Origin of the sequence: Mesorhizobium tamadayense (assembly GCF_003863365.1) — a bacterium.
GTDB classification, from domain to species: Bacteria; Pseudomonadota; Alphaproteobacteria; order Rhizobiales; family Rhizobiaceae; genus Mesorhizobium; species Mesorhizobium tamadayense.
Map to the genome: position 1 here is coordinate 1 of NZ_RQXT01000082.1, position 20,453 is coordinate 20,453.

20 protein-coding genes are annotated in these 20,453 nt (G+C 63.7%); 10 read left to right on the forward strand and 10 right to left on the reverse strand.

The features are described from left to right. Positions 1 to 252: 252 nt before the first annotated feature. The 5 genes from EH240_RS34615 to mnmE form a co-directional block, all read right to left on the reverse strand. On the reverse strand, positions 253 to 1,143 hold the full coding sequence (locus EH240_RS34615) for a ParB/RepB/Spo0J family partition protein (protein WP_125006856.1): 891 nt from the start codon (positions 1,141 to 1,143) through the stop codon (positions 253 to 255). Positions 1,144 to 1,206: 63 nt separating this feature from the next. Then, on the reverse strand, positions 1,207 to 2,004 hold the full coding sequence (locus tag EH240_RS34620; protein WP_125006857.1) for a ParA family protein: 798 nt from the start codon (positions 2,002 to 2,004) through the stop codon (positions 1,207 to 1,209). 4 nt (positions 2,005 to 2,008) lie between these two features. Beyond that, positions 2,009 to 2,656 carry a 16S rRNA (guanine(527)-N(7))-methyltransferase RsmG gene (gene rsmG / locus EH240_RS34625; RefSeq protein ID WP_125006858.1) on the reverse strand — a complete coding sequence of 216 codons (648 nt, stop codon included), beginning with the start codon at positions 2,654 to 2,656 and terminating at the stop codon, positions 2,009 to 2,011. Then, a complete protein-coding gene (gene mnmG / locus EH240_RS34630; protein WP_125006859.1) occupies positions 2,653 to 4,527 on the reverse strand; it encodes a tRNA uridine-5-carboxymethylaminomethyl(34) synthesis enzyme MnmG in 1,875 nt (624 codons plus the stop codon). Before mnmG ends, rsmG begins: the two co-directional genes overlap by 4 nt. 163 nt (positions 4,528 to 4,690) lie before the next feature. Further along, positions 4,691 to 5,998, reverse strand: coding sequence for a tRNA uridine-5-carboxymethylaminomethyl(34) synthesis GTPase MnmE (gene mnmE / locus EH240_RS34635; RefSeq protein WP_125006860.1), 1,308 nt, complete (start codon positions 5,996 to 5,998; stop codon positions 4,691 to 4,693). A gap of 131 nt (positions 5,999 to 6,129) precedes the next feature. Here mnmE and EH240_RS34640 point away from each other — a divergent pair, with 131 nt between their 5' ends. Next, positions 6,130 to 8,148 (forward strand): thioredoxin domain-containing protein, encoded by a 2,019-nt coding sequence (locus tag EH240_RS34640; protein WP_125006861.1) that lies wholly within the window; start codon positions 6,130 to 6,132, stop codon positions 8,146 to 8,148. Positions 8,149 to 8,227: 79 nt separating this feature from the next. On the opposite strand, the gene rho is transcribed toward EH240_RS34640, so the two are convergent. The 3 genes from rho to hemE all read right to left on the reverse strand — a co-directional run bounded on the left by rho (position 8,228) and on the right by hemE (position 11,222). Continuing rightward, positions 8,228 to 9,493, reverse strand: a complete 1,266-nt coding sequence (gene rho / locus EH240_RS34645) for a transcription termination factor Rho (RefSeq protein ID WP_125006862.1) — start codon at positions 9,491 to 9,493, stop codon at positions 8,228 to 8,230. A gap of 167 nt (positions 9,494 to 9,660) precedes the next feature. Beyond that, on the reverse strand, positions 9,661 to 10,197 hold the full coding sequence (hemJ, locus tag EH240_RS34650) for a protoporphyrinogen oxidase HemJ (RefSeq protein ID WP_125006863.1): 537 nt from the start codon (positions 10,195 to 10,197) through the stop codon (positions 9,661 to 9,663). Then, positions 10,194 to 11,222, reverse strand: a complete 1,029-nt coding sequence (hemE, locus tag EH240_RS34655; protein ID WP_125006864.1) for a uroporphyrinogen decarboxylase — start codon at positions 11,220 to 11,222, stop codon at positions 10,194 to 10,196. The genes hemJ and hemE overlap by 4 nt, the downstream gene beginning before the upstream one ends. A gap of 493 nt (positions 11,223 to 11,715) precedes the next feature. Here hemE and EH240_RS34660 point away from each other — a divergent pair, with 493 nt between their 5' ends. From EH240_RS34660 to dnaQ, 5 genes are all read left to right on the forward strand, one after another. Continuing rightward, positions 11,716 to 12,537, forward strand: coding sequence for a pyruvate, water dikinase regulatory protein (locus EH240_RS34660; RefSeq protein ID WP_125006865.1), 822 nt, complete (start codon positions 11,716 to 11,718; stop codon positions 12,535 to 12,537). 407 nt (positions 12,538 to 12,944) lie between these two features. Further along, positions 12,945 to 13,544, forward strand: a complete 600-nt coding sequence (locus EH240_RS34665) for a Maf-like protein (RefSeq protein ID WP_125006866.1) — start codon at positions 12,945 to 12,947, stop codon at positions 13,542 to 13,544. Beyond that, positions 13,537 to 14,370, forward strand: a complete 834-nt coding sequence (locus tag EH240_RS34670; RefSeq protein ID WP_125006867.1) for a shikimate dehydrogenase — start codon at positions 13,537 to 13,539, stop codon at positions 14,368 to 14,370. The genes EH240_RS34665 and EH240_RS34670 overlap by 8 nt, the downstream gene beginning before the upstream one ends. Positions 14,371 to 14,384: 14 nt before the next feature. Further along, the gene (coaE, locus tag EH240_RS34675) at positions 14,385 to 14,990 is read left to right on the forward strand and encodes a dephospho-CoA kinase (protein ID WP_125006868.1); all 606 of its coding nucleotides are present in this window, start codon (positions 14,385 to 14,387) and stop codon (positions 14,988 to 14,990) included. 181 nt (positions 14,991 to 15,171) lie between these two features. After that, on the forward strand, positions 15,172 to 15,879 hold the full coding sequence (gene dnaQ / locus EH240_RS34680) for a DNA polymerase III subunit epsilon (protein ID WP_125006869.1): 708 nt from the start codon (positions 15,172 to 15,174) through the stop codon (positions 15,877 to 15,879). A 258-nt stretch (positions 15,880 to 16,137) separates the two neighbouring features. On the opposite strand, the gene secB is transcribed toward dnaQ, so the two are convergent. Further along, positions 16,138 to 16,638: a protein-export chaperone SecB gene (gene secB, locus EH240_RS34690; RefSeq protein ID WP_125006870.1), complete on the reverse strand. Its 501-nt coding sequence runs from the start codon at positions 16,636 to 16,638 to the stop codon at positions 16,138 to 16,140. A 168-nt stretch (positions 16,639 to 16,806) separates the two neighbouring features. After that, entirely contained in the window at positions 16,807 to 17,304 is a 498-nt protein-coding gene (locus EH240_RS34695) for an FxsA family protein (protein WP_125006871.1), read from the reverse strand. A 202-nt stretch (positions 17,305 to 17,506) separates the two neighbouring features. Here EH240_RS34695 and EH240_RS34700 point away from each other — a divergent pair, with 202 nt between their 5' ends. The 4 genes from EH240_RS34700 (at position 17,507) to EH240_RS34715 (ending at position 20,370) form a co-directional block, all read left to right on the forward strand. After that, positions 17,507 to 18,214, forward strand: coding sequence for a Tim44/TimA family putative adaptor protein (locus tag EH240_RS34700; protein ID WP_125006872.1), 708 nt, complete (start codon positions 17,507 to 17,509; stop codon positions 18,212 to 18,214). A gap of 131 nt (positions 18,215 to 18,345) precedes the next feature. Further along, on the forward strand, positions 18,346 to 19,452 hold the full coding sequence (gene mltA, locus EH240_RS34705; protein ID WP_125006873.1) for a murein transglycosylase A: 1,107 nt from the start codon (positions 18,346 to 18,348) through the stop codon (positions 19,450 to 19,452). After that, positions 19,449 to 19,973, forward strand: coding sequence for a Smr/MutS family protein (locus tag EH240_RS34710; RefSeq protein WP_125006874.1), 525 nt, complete (start codon positions 19,449 to 19,451; stop codon positions 19,971 to 19,973). The genes mltA and EH240_RS34710 overlap by 4 nt, the downstream gene beginning before the upstream one ends. A gap of 25 nt (positions 19,974 to 19,998) precedes the next feature. Further along, positions 19,999 to 20,370 (forward strand): helix-turn-helix domain-containing protein, encoded by a 372-nt coding sequence (locus EH240_RS34715; RefSeq protein ID WP_125006875.1) that lies wholly within the window; start codon positions 19,999 to 20,001, stop codon positions 20,368 to 20,370. Positions 20,371 to 20,453 lie beyond the last annotated feature (83 nt).

The window sequence follows — 20,453 nt, forward strand, 5'->3', positions numbered from 1 at the left end:
TCGAGGGGGAGATCAGGCGTCGCCTCGGCCTTCGCCAATCGTCGGCCGCACAAAGAAAAGGGCCGGCATAGCAGCCGCAGGCGCTCGATCAATCGCAAAAAGTCCGATGATTGGATCGCTGACGGAGCGCGTAGGTGTGTGTTAGAGGCGTGAGGTAGACGCCGTTTTCTGTGTCTATCACCGATATATCAGGCGTATCCAAACCTATACCGTAATCTCACTATCGGGCAGAAATTAAGCTGCCTCAACACCCTACCGCTCATCCTTCAACCGCCGGCACAGCTCATCCAGCTGCTCAAGCGTCCGATAGTTCACGCGAAGCGTGCCGCCCCTGCCCTTGTGCTCAATGCTAACGATCATGCCGATCGTGTCGGTCATCAGCTTTTCCAGCGCCAGCGTGTCGGGATCCTTTTCGGTCGCGCGCGGCGCCGATTTCGCCTTGGCCGGCGTCGGACCGGCGGGCATCTGGGCCAGCGCCTCGGCCTGGCGGACCGAAAGACCCTCCTTGACGATGCGCTTTGCGAGGCCGGCCGGATCCGCGGCTGTGACCAACGTGCGGGCGTGGCCGGCCGACAAATCGCCGTCGATCAGCATGTCGCGGATGACATTGGGCAGCTTGAGCAGGCGCAGCGTGTTGGCGACGTGGCTGCGGCTCTTGCCGATCACCTGGCCGAGATCGGCCTGCGTGTAGCCATGCTCGTCGACCAGCTGCTGGTAGCCTTGCGCCTCCTCGACCGGGTTGAGGTCGGCGCGCTGCACGTTCTCGATGATCGCCAGTTCCAGCGCCGTGCGGTCGTTGACGTCGCGCACGATGAGCGGGATCTCGGTGAGCCCCGCACGCTGCGCCGCACGCCAGCGCCGTTCGCCGGCGATGATCTCGTAGCGGCCGGGTTGCGAGGGCGAGGGCCGCGCCACCACCGGCTGCACCACGCCATGCTCGCGGATCGACTGCGCAAGGTCGGTGAGCTCGGCGTCGCCGAAATGCCGGCGCGGGTTCTTCGGGTTCGGGCTGACGAACTCGATCGGCACCTTGCCGTCCGCGGCGACCGCGCTCGGCTTTTCCGGCGCGGCCGGGCGGTCGATCTCGCCGATCAGCGCCGCAAGGCCACGGCCCAGTCTTTTTCTCGATTGGTCTTCGCTCATATTTTGTCCAGATCGTTTCGGAATCGAATCGGCTATTCGTTAACGGGATGGCGGCGTTGCGGCTCAGGCCGCGCGCAGCTTGCGCTCGCGCCGGATCACTTCGGAGGCGAGCTGCAGGTAGGCCTGGCTGCCCGAGCATTTGAGATCGTAGAGGATCGCCGGCTTGCCGTAGGACGGCGCTTCGGAAACGCGCACATTGCGCGGGATGATGGTCTCATAGACCTTGTCGCCCATATGCTGTCGCACATCCTGCACCACCTGGTTGGCGAGGTTGTTGCGGCCGTCGAACATGGTGAGCACGATGCCCTGAATGGTGAGATCCGGGTTGATCGTGCGGCGCACCTGCTCGACCGTCTCCAGCAATTGGCTGAGACCTTCCAGCGCGAAGAACTCGCATTGCAGCGGGACGAGAACGGAATCGGCTGCTGCCATTGAATTCAAGGTCAAAAGATTGAGCGAGGGCGGGCAGTCGATCAGGACGTAGCCGAACGGCGCCGAACGCTCGGCTGCGGCGCGCAGCGCGTTGCGCAGGCGCAGCACGCGGTCGGGCGCCGAGGCGATCTCCATCTCGATGCCGAGCAAGTCGAGCGTCGAAGGCACGATCAAAAGGCCGGGCACCGCCGTCGGCACCGCGGCCGCTTCCAGATCGAGCTCGCCGGTCAGCACGTCATAGGACGAGACGGTACGATCCTTGCGGTCGATGCCGAGGCCGGTGCTGGCATTGCCCTGCGGATCGAGGTCGACGATCAAAACGCGCTCGCCGATCGCGGCCAGCGCCGTCGCCAGGTTGATAGCCGTGGTCGTCTTGCCGACGCCGCCCTTCTGGTTGGCGACGGTGATGATACGCGGTCCAGTTTTCATGGGTCTATGCCAGTGATTCATTGCGGGTCGCCGGGCGCAGATCGGTGATTTCCAGGATGACGCCGTGAGCGTCGGTCATGCTCGGATGTTCTACCAGATCGAAGGCCCAGCGGTGAGCGCTTTCTTCCACTTCCGTCCGGTAATCCCGGCCTTTGTGGAAAAGCCCGCGTGCGCCTTTGGTCAGCCAGGGCGCGGAGAGATCGAGCAGGTCCGGAAGCGCCGCCAGCGCCCTGGCCGTTACGATTTCCGGTTTGGAAACAAGAAGATAGCTGTCGTCGATGCGCCGCGCTTGAACCCGCGCCGGCACGTTGAACTGGCCGATGACGGACTGCAGGAAGGAAGCCTTCTTGCGGTTGCTTTCGACCAGATCGATCGAGGCGCCCGGCCGCTCGGCAAGCAGGAAACCCAGCACCAGTCCAGGAAAGCCGCCGCCCGAGCCGAGGTCGACCCAGCGCATGGCAGCGGGGGCGATTCGGGCAAGCTGGGCGCTGTCCAGGATGTGGCGGCGCCAGACATCGTCCAACGTCGACGGTGCCGCCAGGTTGATGCTGCGGTTCCATTTCAGGAAGAGCTGTTCGAAGGCCTGCAGGCGCTCGAATGTTTCACGTGAAACCGGACCCGCCGCCTTCTGCAGGTCTTCCCAGGCGCTCACGCAACATCCCTTCGCGCGGCGAACTCGGCGTTGCGAACATGGGCGACAATGATGGCCAGCGCCGCCGGCGTCATGCCTTCCATGCGCTGCGCATCGGCGATCGAGCGCGGCTGGCGCGCCTTCATCTTCTGCTTCAGCTCGTTGGAGAGACCGGGCACCTCGGAGAAATCGATGGTCTCCGGGATGAGCCGCGACTCCTCATACCTGATTTGTGTGACGTCGACCTGCTGGCGCTCGAGATAGACCGAATATCTCGCTTCCGTCTCGAGCCGCTCTGCCGTCTTGGCGTCAAGCGCGGCGAAACGGGGCTCGGCACGTGCCAGCCAAGCAATGTCGACACCCGGATGCGCGAGCAGTTCATAGGCCGTGCGGCGCACGCCGTCCCTGTTGATCTCCAGCCCATGCCGCGCCGCTTCGTTCGGCGTGAAGGTGACCGCTTTTGCCAGCGCGCGGGCATGGTCGAGCTTGCCGGCGATCTCATCGAACCGCTGCATGCGTTCAGACGACGCTATCCCGAGCTTGCCGGCCAGCGGCGTCAGCCGCTCGTCGGCATTGTCGGCGCGCAGCGAAAGCCTGAACTCGGCGCGCGAGGTGAACATGCGGTATGGCTCGGCGATGCCGCGGCTGGTCAGGTCGTCGACCATCACACCGATATAGGCTTCGGTGCGGCTGAACACGACGGGCTCGCTCACTGAGGCCTTGCGCGCGGCATTGATGCCGGCAAGCAGGCCTTGCGCGCCGGCCTCTTCGTAGCCGGTCGTGCCATTGATCTGCCCGGCCAGGAACAGGCCGCCGACGCGCTTGGTCTCCAGCGTCGTCTGCAATTCGCGCGGGTCGACATGGTCGTATTCGATCGCATAGCCCGGCTGCAGCATGGTCGCTTTTTCCAGACCGGGAATCGTCTTCAGCATGTAGAGCTGGACGTCTTCCGGCAGCGAGGTCGAGATGCCGTTCGGATAGACGGTGTCGTCGTCGAGGCCTTCCGGCTCGAGGAAGATCTGGTGTCCCTCGCGGTCGCCGAACTTGACGATCTTGTCCTCGATCGAGGGACAATAGCGCGGCCCGACGCCTTCGATCGAGCCGGAATACATCGCCGAGCGCTTCAGATTGAGGCGAATCCACTCATGCGTCGCCATCGAGGTACGCGTGATGCCGCAATGGATCTGCAGATTGGCGATCCGGTCGGTCATCAGCGAGAAGGGCACCGGGTCTTCGTCCGCCGCCTGGCTTTCAAGCGAAGCCCAGTCGATGGTGCGGCCGTCGAGGCGAGGGGGCGTCCCGGTCTTCAGGCGCCCGAGCTTGAAACCGGCGCGAGCCATCGTAGCTGAAAGTCCGTGACTTGCCTGCTCATTCATCCGGCCGGCGACGATCTTCTTCTCGCCGATATGGATCAGCCCGCGCAGGAAAGTGCCGGTGGTCAGCACCACGGCGCCGCAGGCTAGGCGGCGGTCGCCGGAAACCAGCACGGCCGCGACCCGCCCGTCCTCGATCTCAAGATCCAGAACCTCGCCCTCAACCACGTCGAGATTGGCCTGCTCGCTGATTGCGGCCTGCATGGCAAGGCGATAAAGCTTGCGATCGGCCTGGGTGCGCGGCCCGCGCACGGCGGGACCCTTGCGGCGGTTGAGCAGGCGGAACTGGATGCCGGCAGCATCGGCTATGCGCCCCATCAGCCCGTCCATGGCATCGATCTCGCGCACGAGATGGCCTTTGCCAAGGCCGCCGATCGCCGGGTTGCAGGACATGACGCCGATCGTGCCGAAACGCAGCGTCACCAGCGCGGTCTTCGCGCCGGCGCGCGCGGCCGCACTGGCCGCCTCGCATCCGGCATGGCCGCCGCCCACCACCACCACATCATAGTGATTGGTCATTTCAAGAATCCGGTTTCAGAGATTGCCCGACACATGTCCCCGACGGCCCGCACTGTCAAGAACGAAGACCGGACTCGTTTCACGTGAAACATATATCCGGCACATCTTGCCGGTGTTTCACGTGAATCAGGCGTGTCGTGTCCTGCTCCATGTTTCACGTGAATCACTTACCGATGCAGAACTGCGAGAAGATAACGTCGAGCATGTCCTCGACATCGACCGCTCCGACGATCCGGCCGAGCCGATCGGTTGCCAGTCGCAGTTCCTCGGCGCGCAGCTCCTGGCTCTGCCCCGACACAGCCGCTGCGAGAATGTCCTTGGCTTCCTTCAGCAGTTCGACGTGGCGCAACCGGGACGGCAGGACATCGCCAGCGTTTCCGATTGCCGCCGCGGCGCGGCTGGAAATCTCATCCAGCAGCTCGGAAAGTCCGGAACCGTCCTTTGACGAAATGACCATATCATAGGCTCCTTTATGCGCGCCCTTGAGATCGGCCTTCGTGCCGATCTGCAGCAGCGGAACGCCGGTCGGAACCTCGCCCACAGACTGCGGATCGACCATGTCTTCCAGCAGCAGGACGAGGTCGGCGCCGCCGGCCTTGGCGCGTGCCCTTTCGATACCGATCGTCTCCACCTTGCCGGCGGCCTCGCGCAGGCCTGCCGTATCGACGATCCGCACCCGCATCCCGTTGAGATCCAGCACAACTTCGAGCAGGTCGCGCGTCGTGCCCGGCTCCTCGGTGACGATTGCCGCCTCGCGTTTGGCCAGCGCGTTGAACAGGCTGGACTTGCCGGCATTCGGCGCGCCAAGGATGACGACCTCAAAACCGTCGCGAATGATCTCGGCGGCTTTGAACCCTTGGATGTGCCGCTCGATCTCCGCGATCATTGCCTCCACGTCGGCCCAGACCGTCTCCGAAACGGAGCCCGGAACATCTTCTTCGTCGGCGAAGTCGATCTCGGCTTCGATCATGGCTCGCGCATGGATCAGCCGGCGGCGCCACGTTGAATACAGCCCACTCTGCGCGCCTTCGGCATTGCGCAAGGCGAAGCGCCGCTGCGCTTCCGTCTCGGCATTGACGAGATCGGCCAGCGCCTCCGTCTCGACCAAGTCGAGCTTGCCATTGAGGAAGGCGCGTCGGGTGAACTCGCCAGGCTCGGCATGCCTGACGCCTTCGAAGCCGGTGATCGTTTCCAGCATTTTCGCCGCCACCGCGCGGCTGCCGTGGATATGGAACTCGGCGACATCCTCGCCGGTGAAGCTGCCAGGCCCGGGGAAGAACAGCACAAGGCCATGATCGATGACCGAACCGTCGGGCGCCGTCAGCTTGCGCAATGTGGTGAATCGATCCTTAACAGCGCCTGCAATCGTTTCGACTACGAATCGAGTCTGAGGGCCAGAAATCCGGATCACGGCGATGCCGGCGGGCAGGCGGCCGCTCGACAGCGCTACGATTGAATCCGTGGAAGCCATCTGGGAAACCATTTGCCCGACCTGCCGAACCGCCCTACGTATTTTGTTTCCGTGCAATTCCAGACGGAAAGCCGTTGCGCACTTCCCGGAATTGCTTTGCTCATCAACCGATTAAGCCCGAGCCGCCTATCGTGACCCTGCCCGCGCGAAACCTGCTTGCCGAAGAGGCCAGCCCCTACCTGCAACAGCACAGCGACAATCCCGTGCATTGGCGGGGCTGGTCGCCGGGGGCGCTTGCCGAGGCGAAGGATCTCGAACGGCCGATCCTGCTCTCGATCGGCTATGCCGCCTGCCACTGGTGCCATGTCATGGCGCATGAAAGCTTCGAGAACGACGCCGTCGCAGACGTCATGAACCGGCTCTTCGTCAATATCAAGGTCGATCGCGAGGAGCGCCCCGACATCGACCAGATCTATATGGCGGCCCTGCATGCGATGGGCGAGCAAGGCGGCTGGCCGCTGACCATGTTCTTGACACCCGACGGCAAGCCGTTCTGGGGCGGCACCTATTTTCCGCGCGAGGCCCGCTACGGCCGCCCGGGCTTCATCCAGGTGCTGGAGGCGGTCGACAAGGCCTGGCGGGAGAAGCAGCAAAGTCTCGCCGAAAGCGCCGACGGGCTGACCGCCCATGTCGAGCAGCGGCTGGCTGGCGCCTGTGGCAAGGCGGTGCTCGGCCGCGAGACGCTTGCGGATCTCGGCAACCGCATCGACGGCATGATCGATCGCGACCTCGGCGGCCTGCGCGGCGCGCCGAAATTCCCCAACGCGCCTTTCATGCAGACCCTTTGGCTGTCCTGGCTGCGCGACGGTCAGACAGCACACCGCGATGCCGTGCTCGTCAGCCTGGAAAAGATGCTCGCCGGCGGCATCTACGATCATGTCGGCGGCGGCCTCAGCCGCTATTCGACCGACGCCGAATGGCTGGTGCCGCATTTCGAGAAGATGCTTTACGACAACGCCCAGCTCATCCGCATGTGCAATTGGGCCTTCGCCGCCACGGGCAACGATTTGTTCCGGATCCGAATCGAGGAAACTGTCGCCTGGCTGCTGCGCGAGATGCGCGTCGAAGGCGGTGCCTTTGCCGCCAGCCTCGACGCCGACAGCGAAGGCGAGGAGGGGCTGTTCTACACATGGAGCAGCGGAGAGGTCGAATCCTCACTCGGCGCCGATTCGGCCCGGTTCTTCCAATATTTCGAACTCGCCGCTCCGCATGGCTGGGAAGGCAAGCCGATCATCCGCCAGAGCGAAGCCCAACAGAGCCAAGGCATTGCCGATTATGCCCAGCTTGCGGTGCTGAAGACGAAACTTCTTGCAGCGAGGGAAAAGCGTCTCAGGCCCGGTCGCGACGGCAAGGCGCTCACCGACTGGAACGGATTGATGATCGCGGCACTCGCGGAAGTGGGCCGCTCTTTTGGGCGGCGTGGCTGGATCGAGGCCGCGGCAAAGGCTTTCGCCCACATCGCCGCTGCCGGCAAGGACGGCCGCTTGCCACATTCGATGCTTGGCCAGAAAAAACTCTTTCCGGCGCTGTCGAGCGACTATGCCGCCATGACCAACGCGGCGATCGCGCTGTTCGAGGCGACCGGCGAAACTGCTTATTCGGACCATGCCAGGCAGTTTATCGGCCAGCTCGACCGCTGGCATCAGGACGCAGAGAAGACCGGCTACTATCTCACGGCTTCGGACAGCGGCGATGTTCCGATCCGCATCCGCGGCGATGTCGACGAGGCGATCCCTTCGGCCACCGGCCAGATCGTCGAAGCGCTGGTGAGGCTCTCTTCGCTCACCGGCGATCCTGATTTCTGGGAAAAAGCCTGGACTACCGCCGAGCACGCCATGGGCCGCGCGGCGCAACAGGCCTATGGCAACGCCGGCGTCGTCAACGCCTGCGCACTAGCGCTCGAACCGCTGAAGCTCCTCGTCATAGACAGCCCGGAGTCCTCAAGTCTTGTTCCGGCGGCGAATCGAAATCCGGACCCGCGACGGGTCGACATTTTCGTGCCTATCGGTACGGAAGCGAACCGATCGCTTCTGCCGGGCGGCGTGCTGCCGCCAACGGACAAGCCGGGCGCCTGGCTCTGCAGCGGGCAGGTTTGCTTGCCGGCGGTTACGGAGCCGGGCGAGTTGGAGAAGCTGTTGCGGCGAGGGTAGCGACCTTCGCATACTGCAGCGGACCGGAGGAGAACTGCACCCAGGATGACGAAGGACGATAGGATATGCTCACCCTGGACTAAGTATTCATCGAATCGAAGAAATCGGCGTTGGTCTTGGTCTGCTTGAGCTTGTCGATGAGGAACTCGATCGCGTCGGTGGTTCCCATCGGCGCGAGAATCCGGCGCAGCACGAAGATCTTCTGCAGGTCCGAGCGCGGCACCAGCAGGTCTTCCTTGCGGGTGCCGGACTTGAGGATGTCCATCGCCGGGTAGATGCGCTTGTCGGCCACCTTGCGGTCGAGTTGGATTTCGCAGTTGCCCGTGCCCTTGAACTCTTCGAAGATGACCTCGTCCATGCGGCTGCCGGTGTCGATCAGCGCCGTGGCGATGATGGTGAGCGAGCCGCCTTCCTCGATGTTGCGGGCCGCGCCGAAGAAGCGCTTCGGGCGTTGCAGCGCGTTGGCGTCGACACCGCCGGTCAGCACCTTGCCGGATGACGGCACCACGGTGTTGTAGGCGCGGCCGAGACGGGTGATGGAATCGAGCAGGATGACGACATCGCGGCCATGCTCGACCAGGCGCTTGGCCTTCTCGATGACCATTTCCGCGACCTGGACGTGACGGGCGGCCGGCTCGTCGAAGGTCGAGGAGACGACCTCGCCCTTCACCGAGCGCTGCATGTCGGTCACTTCCTCCGGACGCTCGTCGATCAGAAGCACGATCAAATAGCATTCCGGATGGTTGGCGGTGATCGAGTGGGCGATGTTCTGCATGAGAACCGTCTTGCCGGTACGCGGCTGTGCGTTGATCAACGCACGCTGTCCCTTGCCGATCGGCGCAACCAGGTCGATCACCCGCGCCGAGATGTCCTTGGTAGTCGGATTGTCGATCTCCATCTTCAGCCGCGACGTCGGATAAAGCGGCGTCAGGTTGTCGAAGTGGATCTTGTGCCGGATCTTTTCCGGATCGTCGAAATTGATTGTGTTGACCTTGAGCAGCGCGAAATAGCGCTCGCCCTCTTTCGGGCTGCGGATCGGCCCTTCGACCGTATCGCCGGTCTTCAGCGAAAAGCGCCTTATCTGCGACGGCGAAATATAGATGTCGTCGGGACCGGGCAGGTAGTTGGCGTTGGCCGAGCGCAGGAAGCCGAAACCGTCCTGCAGCACCTCCACCACGCCGTCGCCGATGATCTCGATGTCCTGGGCGGCGAGCTTCTTCAGGATCGCGAACATCAGCTCCTGCTTGCGCATCACGCTGGCGTTCTCGACCTCCAGCGATTCGGCGTAAGCGATCAGCTCCGGCGGCTTCTTGTTCTTGAACTCGGCGAGTTTCATTTCTTGCATTAGATGGACTCTGGGCAGGCTTTGGGGAAAATTATCGGCTGGTATGCGACAAATGCCGGGCGCGGCCGAAAGCGAAAAAGGGGCGGCGCTTAACGGGAAGGAAGACCCGTCTTTTATCGTCGGTCGTCTGAAAGAGCAAGCCGCCTTTTGCGGGGTCCGTTCGAGCCTCAGAACGGCTTCACGACGACCAGGATGACGATGACGATCATCAGCAATGTGGGGATCTCGTTGACAATCCGCCAGTGCTTGGCCGGCTTTTCGTTCTTGTCCTCGGCAAATTTCCTCACCGTGCCGGCGAGATAGCCGTGCAGGCCTGAAAGCAGCAACACCGCGGCGATCTTGGCGTGCAGCCAGCCACCTTGAAACCCGAAGCCTTTCCAGGCGAGCCAGAGGCCGAACACCCAGGTCACGATCATCGCCGGATTGATGATGGCTCTCAGCAGCCGGCGCTCCATCACCTTGAAGGTTTCGGACTGCACCGAGCCCTTTGTGGCATCGGCGTGATAGACGAACAGCCGCGGCAGATAGAGCATGCCGGCCATCCAGGAGATGACCGCGATGACATGGATCGCCTTCGCCCACGGATAGAAGCTGTCGGGCGCGACGAAGAAGAGCAGCGCGGTCAGGACGGCCAGGACGGCGATGCCGATCGTCATGCGCATCATCGCCTGGCCGGTGCTGTTTTCGTTGCTCGTGCCGGTCATCGGTGGCTCCTCACCATTTTCACCATGGCCTCGACATGCGCCACCGGCGTTTCCGGCGTGATGCCGTGGCCAAGATTGAAGATCAGCGGTCCAGCGCCCAGCGTGCGAAGGATGGCATCGACGCCATCGGCCAACGCCTTGCCGCCGGCGACCAGGCGAAGCGGATCGAGATTGCCCTGCACCGCGCCCTCGCTCTGCAGTTCCTTCGCCATCGACAGCGGCACGGTCCAGTCGAGGCCGAGGCCGGTGATCCCCGTCTTTTCCCTGTAGTCGCGATAACGCTCGCCCGCTCCCTTCGGAAACCCGATCACCGGTGCGTTGGGATGCACGGCCTTCACCTGCCGGACGATCTCGGCCACCGGCCCGACGCAAAAAGCGTCGAACGAAGCCTCGTCGAGCACACCCGACCAGGAGTCGAAAATCTGCACCACGTCGGCGCCGGCCTCGATCTGTCGGATGAGATAGGCGGCCGAATGGTCGGCCAATACCTTCAAAAGGCGCGCGAAGGCCTCCGGCTCGCGATAGGCGAAAAACCGCGCGGGCGCCTGGTCCGGCGTGCCATGGCCGGCGATCATATAGGTCGCAACCGTCCAGGGCGCACCGCAGAAGCCGATCAGGGTCGTCTCATCCGGAAGCTTCGCGCGCAGCCGTCGGACGGTCTCATAGACCGGTTCGAGATTCACGTGAAACGTTTCGCCGTTCAGCGCCGCAATCTCGGCCGCTACAATCGGCTTCAGGATCGGTCCCTGTCCCTCTTCGAAGCGAACTTCGCGGCCGAGCGCGTTGGGCACAACGAGGATGTCGGAGAACAGGATCGAGGCATCGAAGCCGAAACGCTCGATCGGCTGCAGCGTCACTTCGACGGCAAGGTCGGGATCGTAGCAGAGATCGAGGAAGGATCCGGCCCGCTTCCGGGTCTCGCGGTATTCCGGAAGATAGCGGCCTGCCTGACGCATCATCCAGAGCGGCGGCGGAGAGATAGCCTTGCCCTCGAGGACGTCCAGCATGATCCGTTTCCCAGGCATTCGGCGTCCGCCTCTCTACAGCGCCGCGCGTCCTAAGACGCGCAAAGGACGCTGCAGCACTTTATCTGGCGCATGATCCTTTCCGAACTTCCGGTTCGGGGTCATGCGCTGGTCCTCTTAAATCAAATATCTATTTTAAAAGAGTCTTCTGATTCTAAGAGTCTGTTGGTTGTGGTGGTTGCGACCTGTCCCGCCTGACGCTCGAAAAGGCCAGTCAGCATATTGTCGCGCGGTCGCGTTCGCAATTAGGATGGATCTGGGGACAATCCGGATTCCGGCTTTCGAGTCAAAAGCTTGGCTTCCTTGTCCCGGGCTTCGCGCTGTGGATGATATCGGCCAAGAAAAATTGATCCCCGGTTTTGTCCCCAGCGCCCCGACAAGCCTACAGCGGGGCGAATTGTGGACAAGGTGCCATCTGATACAGTCGCCTTCGACGTCACGACCTTTCTGTCCAACCTTGTCCACATCTGCCCACAGCCTGGAACCAACCCTTGTGAACAAACCCCAGAGCTTCTTCCATCTGCATCTGATTTCCGACGCCACCGGCGAAACGCTGCTGGCGGCCGGCCGCGCGGCGTCGGCTCAATACAAGGATGCGCGCGCCATCGAGCACATCTATCCGCTGATCCGCACGGAAAAGCAGGTGGCCAAGGTCTTCGATGACATCGAGGAGGAGCCCGGCATCATCCTCTACACGGTGGTCGACCAGAAGCTCGCGCGCAGCATCGACGAGCGCTGCGCCGCCATGGGCCTGCCCTGCGTTTCGGTGCTGGAGCCGGTGCTCGGCGTCTTCCAGTCCTATCTCGGCACGCCGGCCGGCCGCCGCGTCGGCGCCCAGCATGTGCTCGACGCCGAATATTTCCGCCGCATCGATGCGCTCAACTTCACCATGGAGCATGACGACGGCCAGCTGCCGGCCAACATGGACGATGCCGATATCGTGCTGATCGGCATCTCGCGCACCTCGAAGACGCCGACCAGCATCTATCTCGCCAACCGCGGCATCAAGACCGCCAACATCCCGATCGTGCTCGGCGTGCCGCTGCCGGAAAGCCTGATCGCCGCCAAGACGCCGCTGATCGTCGGCCTCGTCGCCACGGCCGAGCGCATATCGCATGTGCGCCAGAACCGAATCCTCGGCAACACCAGCGCCTATGTACCGACCGACTATGTCGACCGCGCCGCGATCGCCGAGGAGCTCGCCTATGCGCGCCAGCTCTGCACCAGGCATGGCTGGCCGATGATCGACGTCAGCCGGCGCTCGATCGAGGAAACGGCCGCGGCCATCGTTGCCCTGCGTGGGAAGAACAGATAACTGGGGTCCGGAATCGGATGAGGGGTGGCCTGCCACCGCCGCCGCATGGATCGAAGAGTCACGGCGGACCGCATGCCTTGGAGATTAGCCGAAACGCCCATCGCCTCGTCATCCTGGGGCGGAGCAAGGAGCGAAGCGACGCGGCGCAGACCCCAGGATCCATGCCGTGACATGCGAGCATTGCGACGGTCCAGAATTCTGCTCCGCAGCGCTCTTCGGCAAAGGTCACGGCATGGATCCCAGGGTCTCCGCGACGGAGCTTCGCTCCTGCTTCGCCCTGGGATGACGACGTTCAGGAGGCCTCAGCCAATCTCCGATGTTTATGCCGGTCGACTCGGCAAGCGATGGAACCGCGGCCCTTGGCAAGGCCTTGCATTTGCCGGATCATCAAGGAGCTAAGCCGGATCATGGCCGAAAAAATCATCCTCGCTTCGGGCAGCCCGTTCCGCAAGGCAATGCTTATCAGTGCCGGGCTCGACATCGAGGCGGTGCCTGCCGATGTCGACGAGCGCGCGCTCGAGGCGCCCTTGCAGGATAGCGGCGTGTCTCCCGAAGATGTCGCTTCGATCCTGGCAGAGGCCAAGGCGACCGAAGTCAGCGAGCGCAGGCCGGGCGCTCTGGTGCTGGGCTGCGACCAGACGCTGTCGCTCGGCGACGAAATTTTTCACAAGCCGGCAGACATGGAAGGCGCGCGGAGGCATCTCCTGGCTTTGTCGGGCAAGACCCATCAGCTGAACAGCGCCGCCGTGCTCTGCCGCAACGGCGGGGTGCTATGGCGCCATGTCGGAGTCGCGAGCCTCACCATGCGCAAGCTCGATCCCGCCTACATTGGCCGGCACCTGGCGCGCGTCGGCGCCAAGGCGCTGGCAAGCGTCGGCGCCTATCAGATCGAAGGCGAAGGCATCCAGCTCTTCGAGAAGATCGAAGGCGACTATTTTACGATCGTCGGCCTGCCGCTTCTGCCGGTGCTGAAGGAACTACGCGCGCTGGGGGCGATCGATGGCTGAGAAAAAGGCCTTTGTCACCGGCCATCCGATCGCGCACTCGCGCTCGCCGAAGATCCACGGCTACTGGTTGGCCAAATACGGTATCGACGGCAGCTACCGGGCGATCGACGTTCGGCCGGAGGATTTCGCGGCGTTCCTGAAATCGCTGGGTGAGAACGGCTATTGCGGCGGCAACGTCACCATACCGCACAAGGAAGCCGCCTTTGCCTTGGTCGAGCGCCGCGACGAGGCGGCCGACGCGATCGGCGCGGTCAACACGCTCTGGCTGGAAGAGGGTGTGCTGTGGGGTGGCAACACCGACGGTCTTGGGTTCGCGGGCAATCTCGATGACCACGCGCCGGGCTGGGCGGCGAACGGTCCGGCCGTCGTGCTGGGCGCGGGTGGCGCGTCCCGCGCCATCATCCACGCGCTGAAGCAGCGGGGCGTTAGCGACATCCGCATCGTCAACCGCACGCTGGCGAGGGCAGAGGAACTCGCCGATCGGTTCGGGGCCGGCGTTTCCGCGCACGGCGCCGGCACGGTCGGCGAATTGCTTGCCGATGCCGGCCTGCTTATCAACACCACCGCGCTTGGCATGCATGGCGACGAAACCCTCGCCGCCGATCCGGCTGATCTGCCCGGCCACGCCATCGTCACCGATATCGTCTATGTGCCCCTGGAAACGCCGCTGCTTGGCGCCGCCAGGGCGCGCGGCCTGAAGACGGTTGATGGCCTCGGCATGCTGCTGCATCAGGCCGTACCCTGCTTCGAGCGCTGGTTCGGCAAGAGGCCGGAGGTCACGCCGGAATTGCGGCGCATGATCGTCGCCGATATCGAAGCCCATTGAGGACGGACAAAACCATGATCGTGCTCGGCCTAACCGGATCGATCGGCATGGGCAAGTCGACCACGGCGAAGATGTTCACTGATGCCGGCGTGCCGGTGCATGATTCGGACGAGGCCGTGCATCGCCTCTATGCCGGCAAGGCAGCACCCCTGGTCGAAGCGGCCTTTCCCGGCACGACAAAGGCGGGCGTGGTCGATCGCGCGAAGCTGGCCGAGCGGGTGCTCGGCGATCCAGCCGCGATGAAAAAGCTGGAGGCGATCATCCATCCGCTGGTGCGCGCAGATGCCGATGCGTTTCTTGCCGGGCACCGCGCCGCCGGCGCGCCGCTCGCCGTGCTCGACATCCCGCTGCTGTTCGAGACCGGCGGCCGCGATCGCGTCGACAAGGTCGTGGTCGTCACCGCGCCGGCCGATATCCAGCGCGCCCGCGTGCTGGAGCGTCCGGGCATGAGCGAAGAAAAATTCGCCGCTATCCTCGCCAAGCAGGTGCCGGATGCCGAGAAGCGCCGTCGGGCGGATTTCATCGTCGACACCGGCCAGGGTTTCGAGGCCGCGCGTGCGGCGGTCAAGGCGATCATTGCCGAACTCTCAGGGGAAAAGTCCGACAAGGCCGGCTCCTGACATTACAGCGCCGCGCGTCCGTTTGGACGCGCAAAGGACTCTGTAACACTTTGATTTTGCGCACGATCCCTTTCTGAAAATCGAACCCGATTTTCGGAGGTCATGCGTTAGGCCGTCAGCATTGCCCATTGCCATTTTGTTCTGGTTCATGATTCTGCTCCCTTGGAGTGGATTGATTCGAATGCGTGAGATCATCTTCGATACGGAAACCACCGGCCTCGATTTGCGCGATGACCGCATCATCGAGCTCGGCGGCGTCGAGCTGGTCAACCGCTTTCCGACCGGCCGCACCTTCCACAAATTCATCAATCCGCAAGGCCGCGCGATTCACGCCGAGGCGCAGGCCGTGCACGGCATCAGCGCCGCCGACCTTGTCGGCAGGCCGACCTTCGCCGAAATTGTCGAGGAGTGGTTTGCCTTCACCGACGGCGCCAAGCTGATCGCCCACAACGCCACCTTCGACATCGGCTTCCTCAACCTCGAATTCAGCCGGCTCGATCATCCGGCCATCGATCCCGGCCGCATCGTCGACACCCTCGCCCTGGCGCGCCGCAAGCATCCGATGGGCCCGAATTCGCTGGATGCGCTCTGCCGCCGCTACGGCATCGACAACACCCGCCGCACCAAGCACGGCGCGCTTCTCGACTCCGAATTGCTGGCCGAGGTCTATATCGAGCTCATCGGCGGCAAGCAGGCGGCCCTTGTCCTCGATGCCGTGGCGTCGCGGGTGAACGGCGCCGGCGAGGTGGCCGACATCGACGTCTCGATCGGCGCAAGGCCGATCGCCCTGCCGGCGCGCCTCACCGAGGCGGATCGGTCCGCGCATGCCGGGCTGGTCGGCTCGCTTGGCGAAAAGGCGCTTTGGCTGAAGGTGGCTGCCGCGGGGTGAACGGACAGCCGGGCAGGTAGCGATCTTTCGCGCCCCCTCTGCCCTGCTGGGCATCTCCCCCACAAGGGGGGAGATTGGCTGTTTCAGCGTTCCCGCTCACTCCTGCAACTTTGGAGATTGGCGAAAGCCGGCGTGACATCGATCTCCCCCCTTGTGGGGGAGATGGCCGGCAGGGCAGAGGGGGGCGCTGTCCCGCCGGCGTCTCCAACAAAAAGCCCGGCGCAAGGCCGGGCTTCCGAGAGGGTTGCGGTAGCCCTCTCAGCTCACCTGGACTTTCGCCGCAGCCTGGTCCTCGGCGATCCGCTGCTGGAACATCTGCGCGAAATCGATCGGGTCGAGCATCAGCGGCGGGAAGCCGCCGTTGCGGGTCGCGTCCGCGATGATCTGGCGGGCGAAGGGGAAGAGCAGCCGCGGGCATTCGATGAACAGGATCGGCAGCATGTGCTCCTGCGGGAAGCCGCTGATGGCGAAGACGCCGCCATAGACCAGCTCGACATTGAACAGCACTTCCTGGTCGAAGGAGGCCTTGGCGTTCAAGGACAGGTTGACGTCGAACTGCTTGTCCGAGAGCGGATTGGCGTTGACGTTGACATTGATGGCGATGCCCGGAGCCTTGTCGCGGCCGCGCAGCGAGTTCGGCGCGCCAGGGCTTTCGAAGGACAGGTCCTTCACATACTGGGCGAGCACGTTGAGCGAGGGCTGTGCCTGGTTACCGTTGCCGTTGGCGGCGCCTGCCGCGGCGTCATCGTTGCTGGCCATGAGCCTTTGTCCTTTTGCCTGGGCAGCGTTGCTGACCGGATTGAAATCGGGGGTTCGCTATCATGGTCGGCAGGACAAGACAAGTTTTGCACGCCGCCTGAAATTGCACAGCGGCTTCGGGGGCAACGGCGCGCATGAGACAGGAAATCAAGCGACCCTTGAGAAGACCTAGTCGTCTTTCAGCCGCCGCCAAGGGGAATTGTGGTCGGGGCCGCGTGTAAAATCGTCGCCGCGCGAATAGTCGCTGTCGTCGAGATCGATGACCTTGTCGCGCCGGCGGGCCGAAAAGCCGCTGCTGAAGCTGGTCGCCATCACGATGCGGTTTTTCAGCAGGCGCCAGGCGAGATCCCGCACCGGCGGCAGGAGCAGCAGGATGGCGATGATGTCGGTGATGAAGCCTGGAATGATCAGCAGGATCGCCGCCAGCACGATCATCGCGCCATGCGCGAGCTGGCGGCTGGGGTCGCGCCCGGCATCCATTTCCGCCCGCACCCGCGCCATTACCCCGAAACCCTGGTGCCGAAGCAGCCCGCTGCCGGCGATGGTGGAGAGGATAACGAGTCCGACCGTCGCCAAAGCGCCTACTTCGCGGCCGACAATGACGAAGCCGGCGATCTCCAGAAGCGGCAGCAGGAGCAGGAACAGCGGGAGGAGTGAAATTCGCAAGTCTTGACCGATCGCTTTCTTCTTTTGCAGGCCTCACGGGCAATCGCCGCTGGCACTGAAGCCTTTAGATAGGTATGGCTGGCTTTGATTTGAATGATTGCGCCCGCCGTTCTATATGCTTTGGGTAATGAACGCTACGCGACCGCCGCCATTTTAGGGGCCTGGTGGTCTGGCCAGGACAGGGATCGAATTGGCGGAAGATATGGGTTTCTTCGACTTCGGCACGATTTTCTTCTTGATTGCGGCGGTTGTGATCTTTTTCCAGCTGCGCAACGTGCTTGGACGTCGCACGGGAAACGAGCGCCCGCCTTTCGATCCCTATTCGGCAAGCCGCACGCGCGACCAGGACGCGGCGCAGAAGTCCGAGAATGTGGTGTCGCTGCCGCGCAAGCGCGTGCCGGGGGAAACCGCTGCCGAGACTTATGCCGCGATCGACGCCTTCGCCAAGCCCGACACCGATCTCAACAAAGGCCTGCGCACAATCAAGGACAACGATCCGTCCTTCGATCCCAAGACCTTCGTCGACGGCGCCAAGATGGCCTATGAGATGATCGTCATGGCCTTTGCCGACGGCGACCGCAAGACGCTGAAGAACCTGTTGTCGCGCGAGGTCTATGACAGCTTCGTCGCCGCAATCGGCGAGCGTGAGGCGAAATCGGAAAAGATCCAGTCTTCCTTCGTCGGCATCGACAAGGTCGATGTCGTCGCCGCCGAGATGAAGGGCACGGAGGCGCACATCACGCTGCGCATCGTCAGCGAGCTGATCTCGGCGACCCGGGACAAGGTCGGCGCCGTCATCGACGGCGACCCCGAGAAGGTCGCCGAGGTCAAGGACGTGTGGACTTTCTTCCGCGATACCCGCTCGCGCGATCCGAACTGGAAGCTCGTCGCCACCGAAGAAGAAGACTGACCTAGAGCATGATGCCGAAAAGTGTGAAGCGGTTTTCGGACGACATCATGCTCCATCTCTTTGATTTAGAGCCGGATTCAGATTTCAGGTCGATTCGACCTGAAATCATCCGGCTCTAGGTGGCGGCTGTCATGTCGCTGTCCTCGGCACTCAGCGAAAGATCCTTCGGCGACCTGCCCGGCTGGGGCGAGGACGATCACCTCGCCGCTTTCGCGGCGTTCAAGCGTTGTGCGTTCCATGTGCTGACCAAGCCTTATCGCACCGGTTCGCTCGGCATCGATTTCACCGCCTTTGCCGGGGCCTATGCCGAGGCGCGCTCCGTTTCGCCGGCGAATCGGACTGAGGCGCGGTCCTTCTTCGAGCGCCATTTCGTTCCCGCGCTGGTGGCCGCGGAAAACGGCGGCGCCGGCCTCGTCACCGGTTTCTATGAGCCGGAGGTCGAGGCTTCGCCTGTCAGGACGGAGCGGTTCACGGTGCCGCTGCTTTCCCGCCCTGACGATTTGATCGACATCGATGATAAAAACCATCCCGCCAGCATGGATCCCTATCTCGCCTTCGCGCGCCAGACGCCGGACGGCCCCGTCGAATATTTCGACCGCGGCGCGATCGAGCGCGGCGCGCTCTCCGGGCGGAACCTCGAGATCGCCTGGCTCGCCGACAAGGTCGACGCTTTCTTCATCCATGTGCAGGGGGCGGCGCGGCTGAAGATGGGCGACGGCCAGCTCTGCCGCGTCACCTATGCCGCCAAATCCGGCCAGCGCTTCACCGGCCCCGGCAGGATCCTGAGCGAGCTCGGCGAGATCCCGCTGGAAAAAGTGACGATGCAGTCGATCCGCGCTTGGTTCAAGGCGCATCCGGATCGCGTCGACGAGATCCTCTGGCAGAACCGTTCCTATATCTTCTTCCGCGAGGCGCCGGTCGAGGACGCGGCGCTCGGCCCGATCGCCGCCGCCAAAGTGCCGCTGACGCCCGGCCGCTCGGTCGCCGTCGACCGGCTGCTGCACACATTCGGTACGCCCTTCTATATCGATGCGCCGACGCTCACAGCCTTCGACCAAAGACCGTTCCGGCGGCTGATGATCGCGCAGGACACCGGCTCGGCCATCACCGGACCTGCTCGAGGGGACCTTTTCGCCGGCTCGGGCGATGACGCCGGCGAGATCGCCGGCGTCGTGCGCAACGCCGCAGACTTCTACGCGCTGGTCCCGCGCGCTCTGACCGATGGAGAGCGCCGGTGACCCGCCGCGACGACAAGCTCAGCGAGGACGATCGCATCCTGTGGAACCTGGTGGCGCGGACGACGCGGCCGCTGAAAGGCAAGGCCGCGGTCGAGATTCCCGAGATAATCGAGTCGAAGCCAGTGCCGGTTCCCGCGCCGGTCAATGGAGTTGCGGCCACAGCCGCGAAACCGAAGCCGCAGCATGTCTCGCATGCGCTCGACGACCAGACGCACGAGAAACTGAAAAAAGGCCGGCTGCCGATCGAAGGCCGCGTCGACCTGCACGGCATGACGCAGGACGAGGCCTATTCGCTGCTGCTCACCTTCCTGCACCGCGCACATGCCGGCGGCGTCCGCTATGTGCTGGTCATCACCGGCAAGGGCTCGTCCTCGGGCGGCGACGGCATCCTGCGGCGCTCGGTGCCGCACTGGCTGTCGACCCCGGCTTTCCGCCACCTGGTCTCCAGCCACGACCATGCCGCTCGCAACCATGGCGGCTCGGGCGCGCTCTATGTGCGGCTGAGGCGCACGCGCGCATGAGGAAGCCGGCCGTGAGGACGCAACAGTGACCCCGTTCGGTGAAAGGCTGCGGGCGCTGCGCGCCGAGCGCGGCGTCAGCCAGAAGGCGATGGCTCAGGCCATCGGCGTCAGCGCCGCCTATCTGTCGGCGCTCGAGCATGGCCGGCGCGGCGCGCCGACCTGGACGCTGATCCAGAAGATCATCGGCTATTTCAACATCATCTGGGACGACGCGGAAGACCTCGCGCGCCTGGCCGAAACCTCGCATCCCAGGGTCAGGATCGACACGTCGGGCCTGTCCCCCGCCGCGACCGAGCTGGCGAACCTGTTGGCCGAGAGCATCGAGAAGCTGGATGAAGCCGAGCTGCGGAAGATCACCGCATCGGTCCGGGCGGCACTCGGCGGGCGCAGTCAGTAAACGGCAATTGGCAACGTCGGCGCTGCCTCCTCATCCGGCCACTTCGCGGCCACCTTCTCCCCGTGGGGGAGAAGAGACAGGCG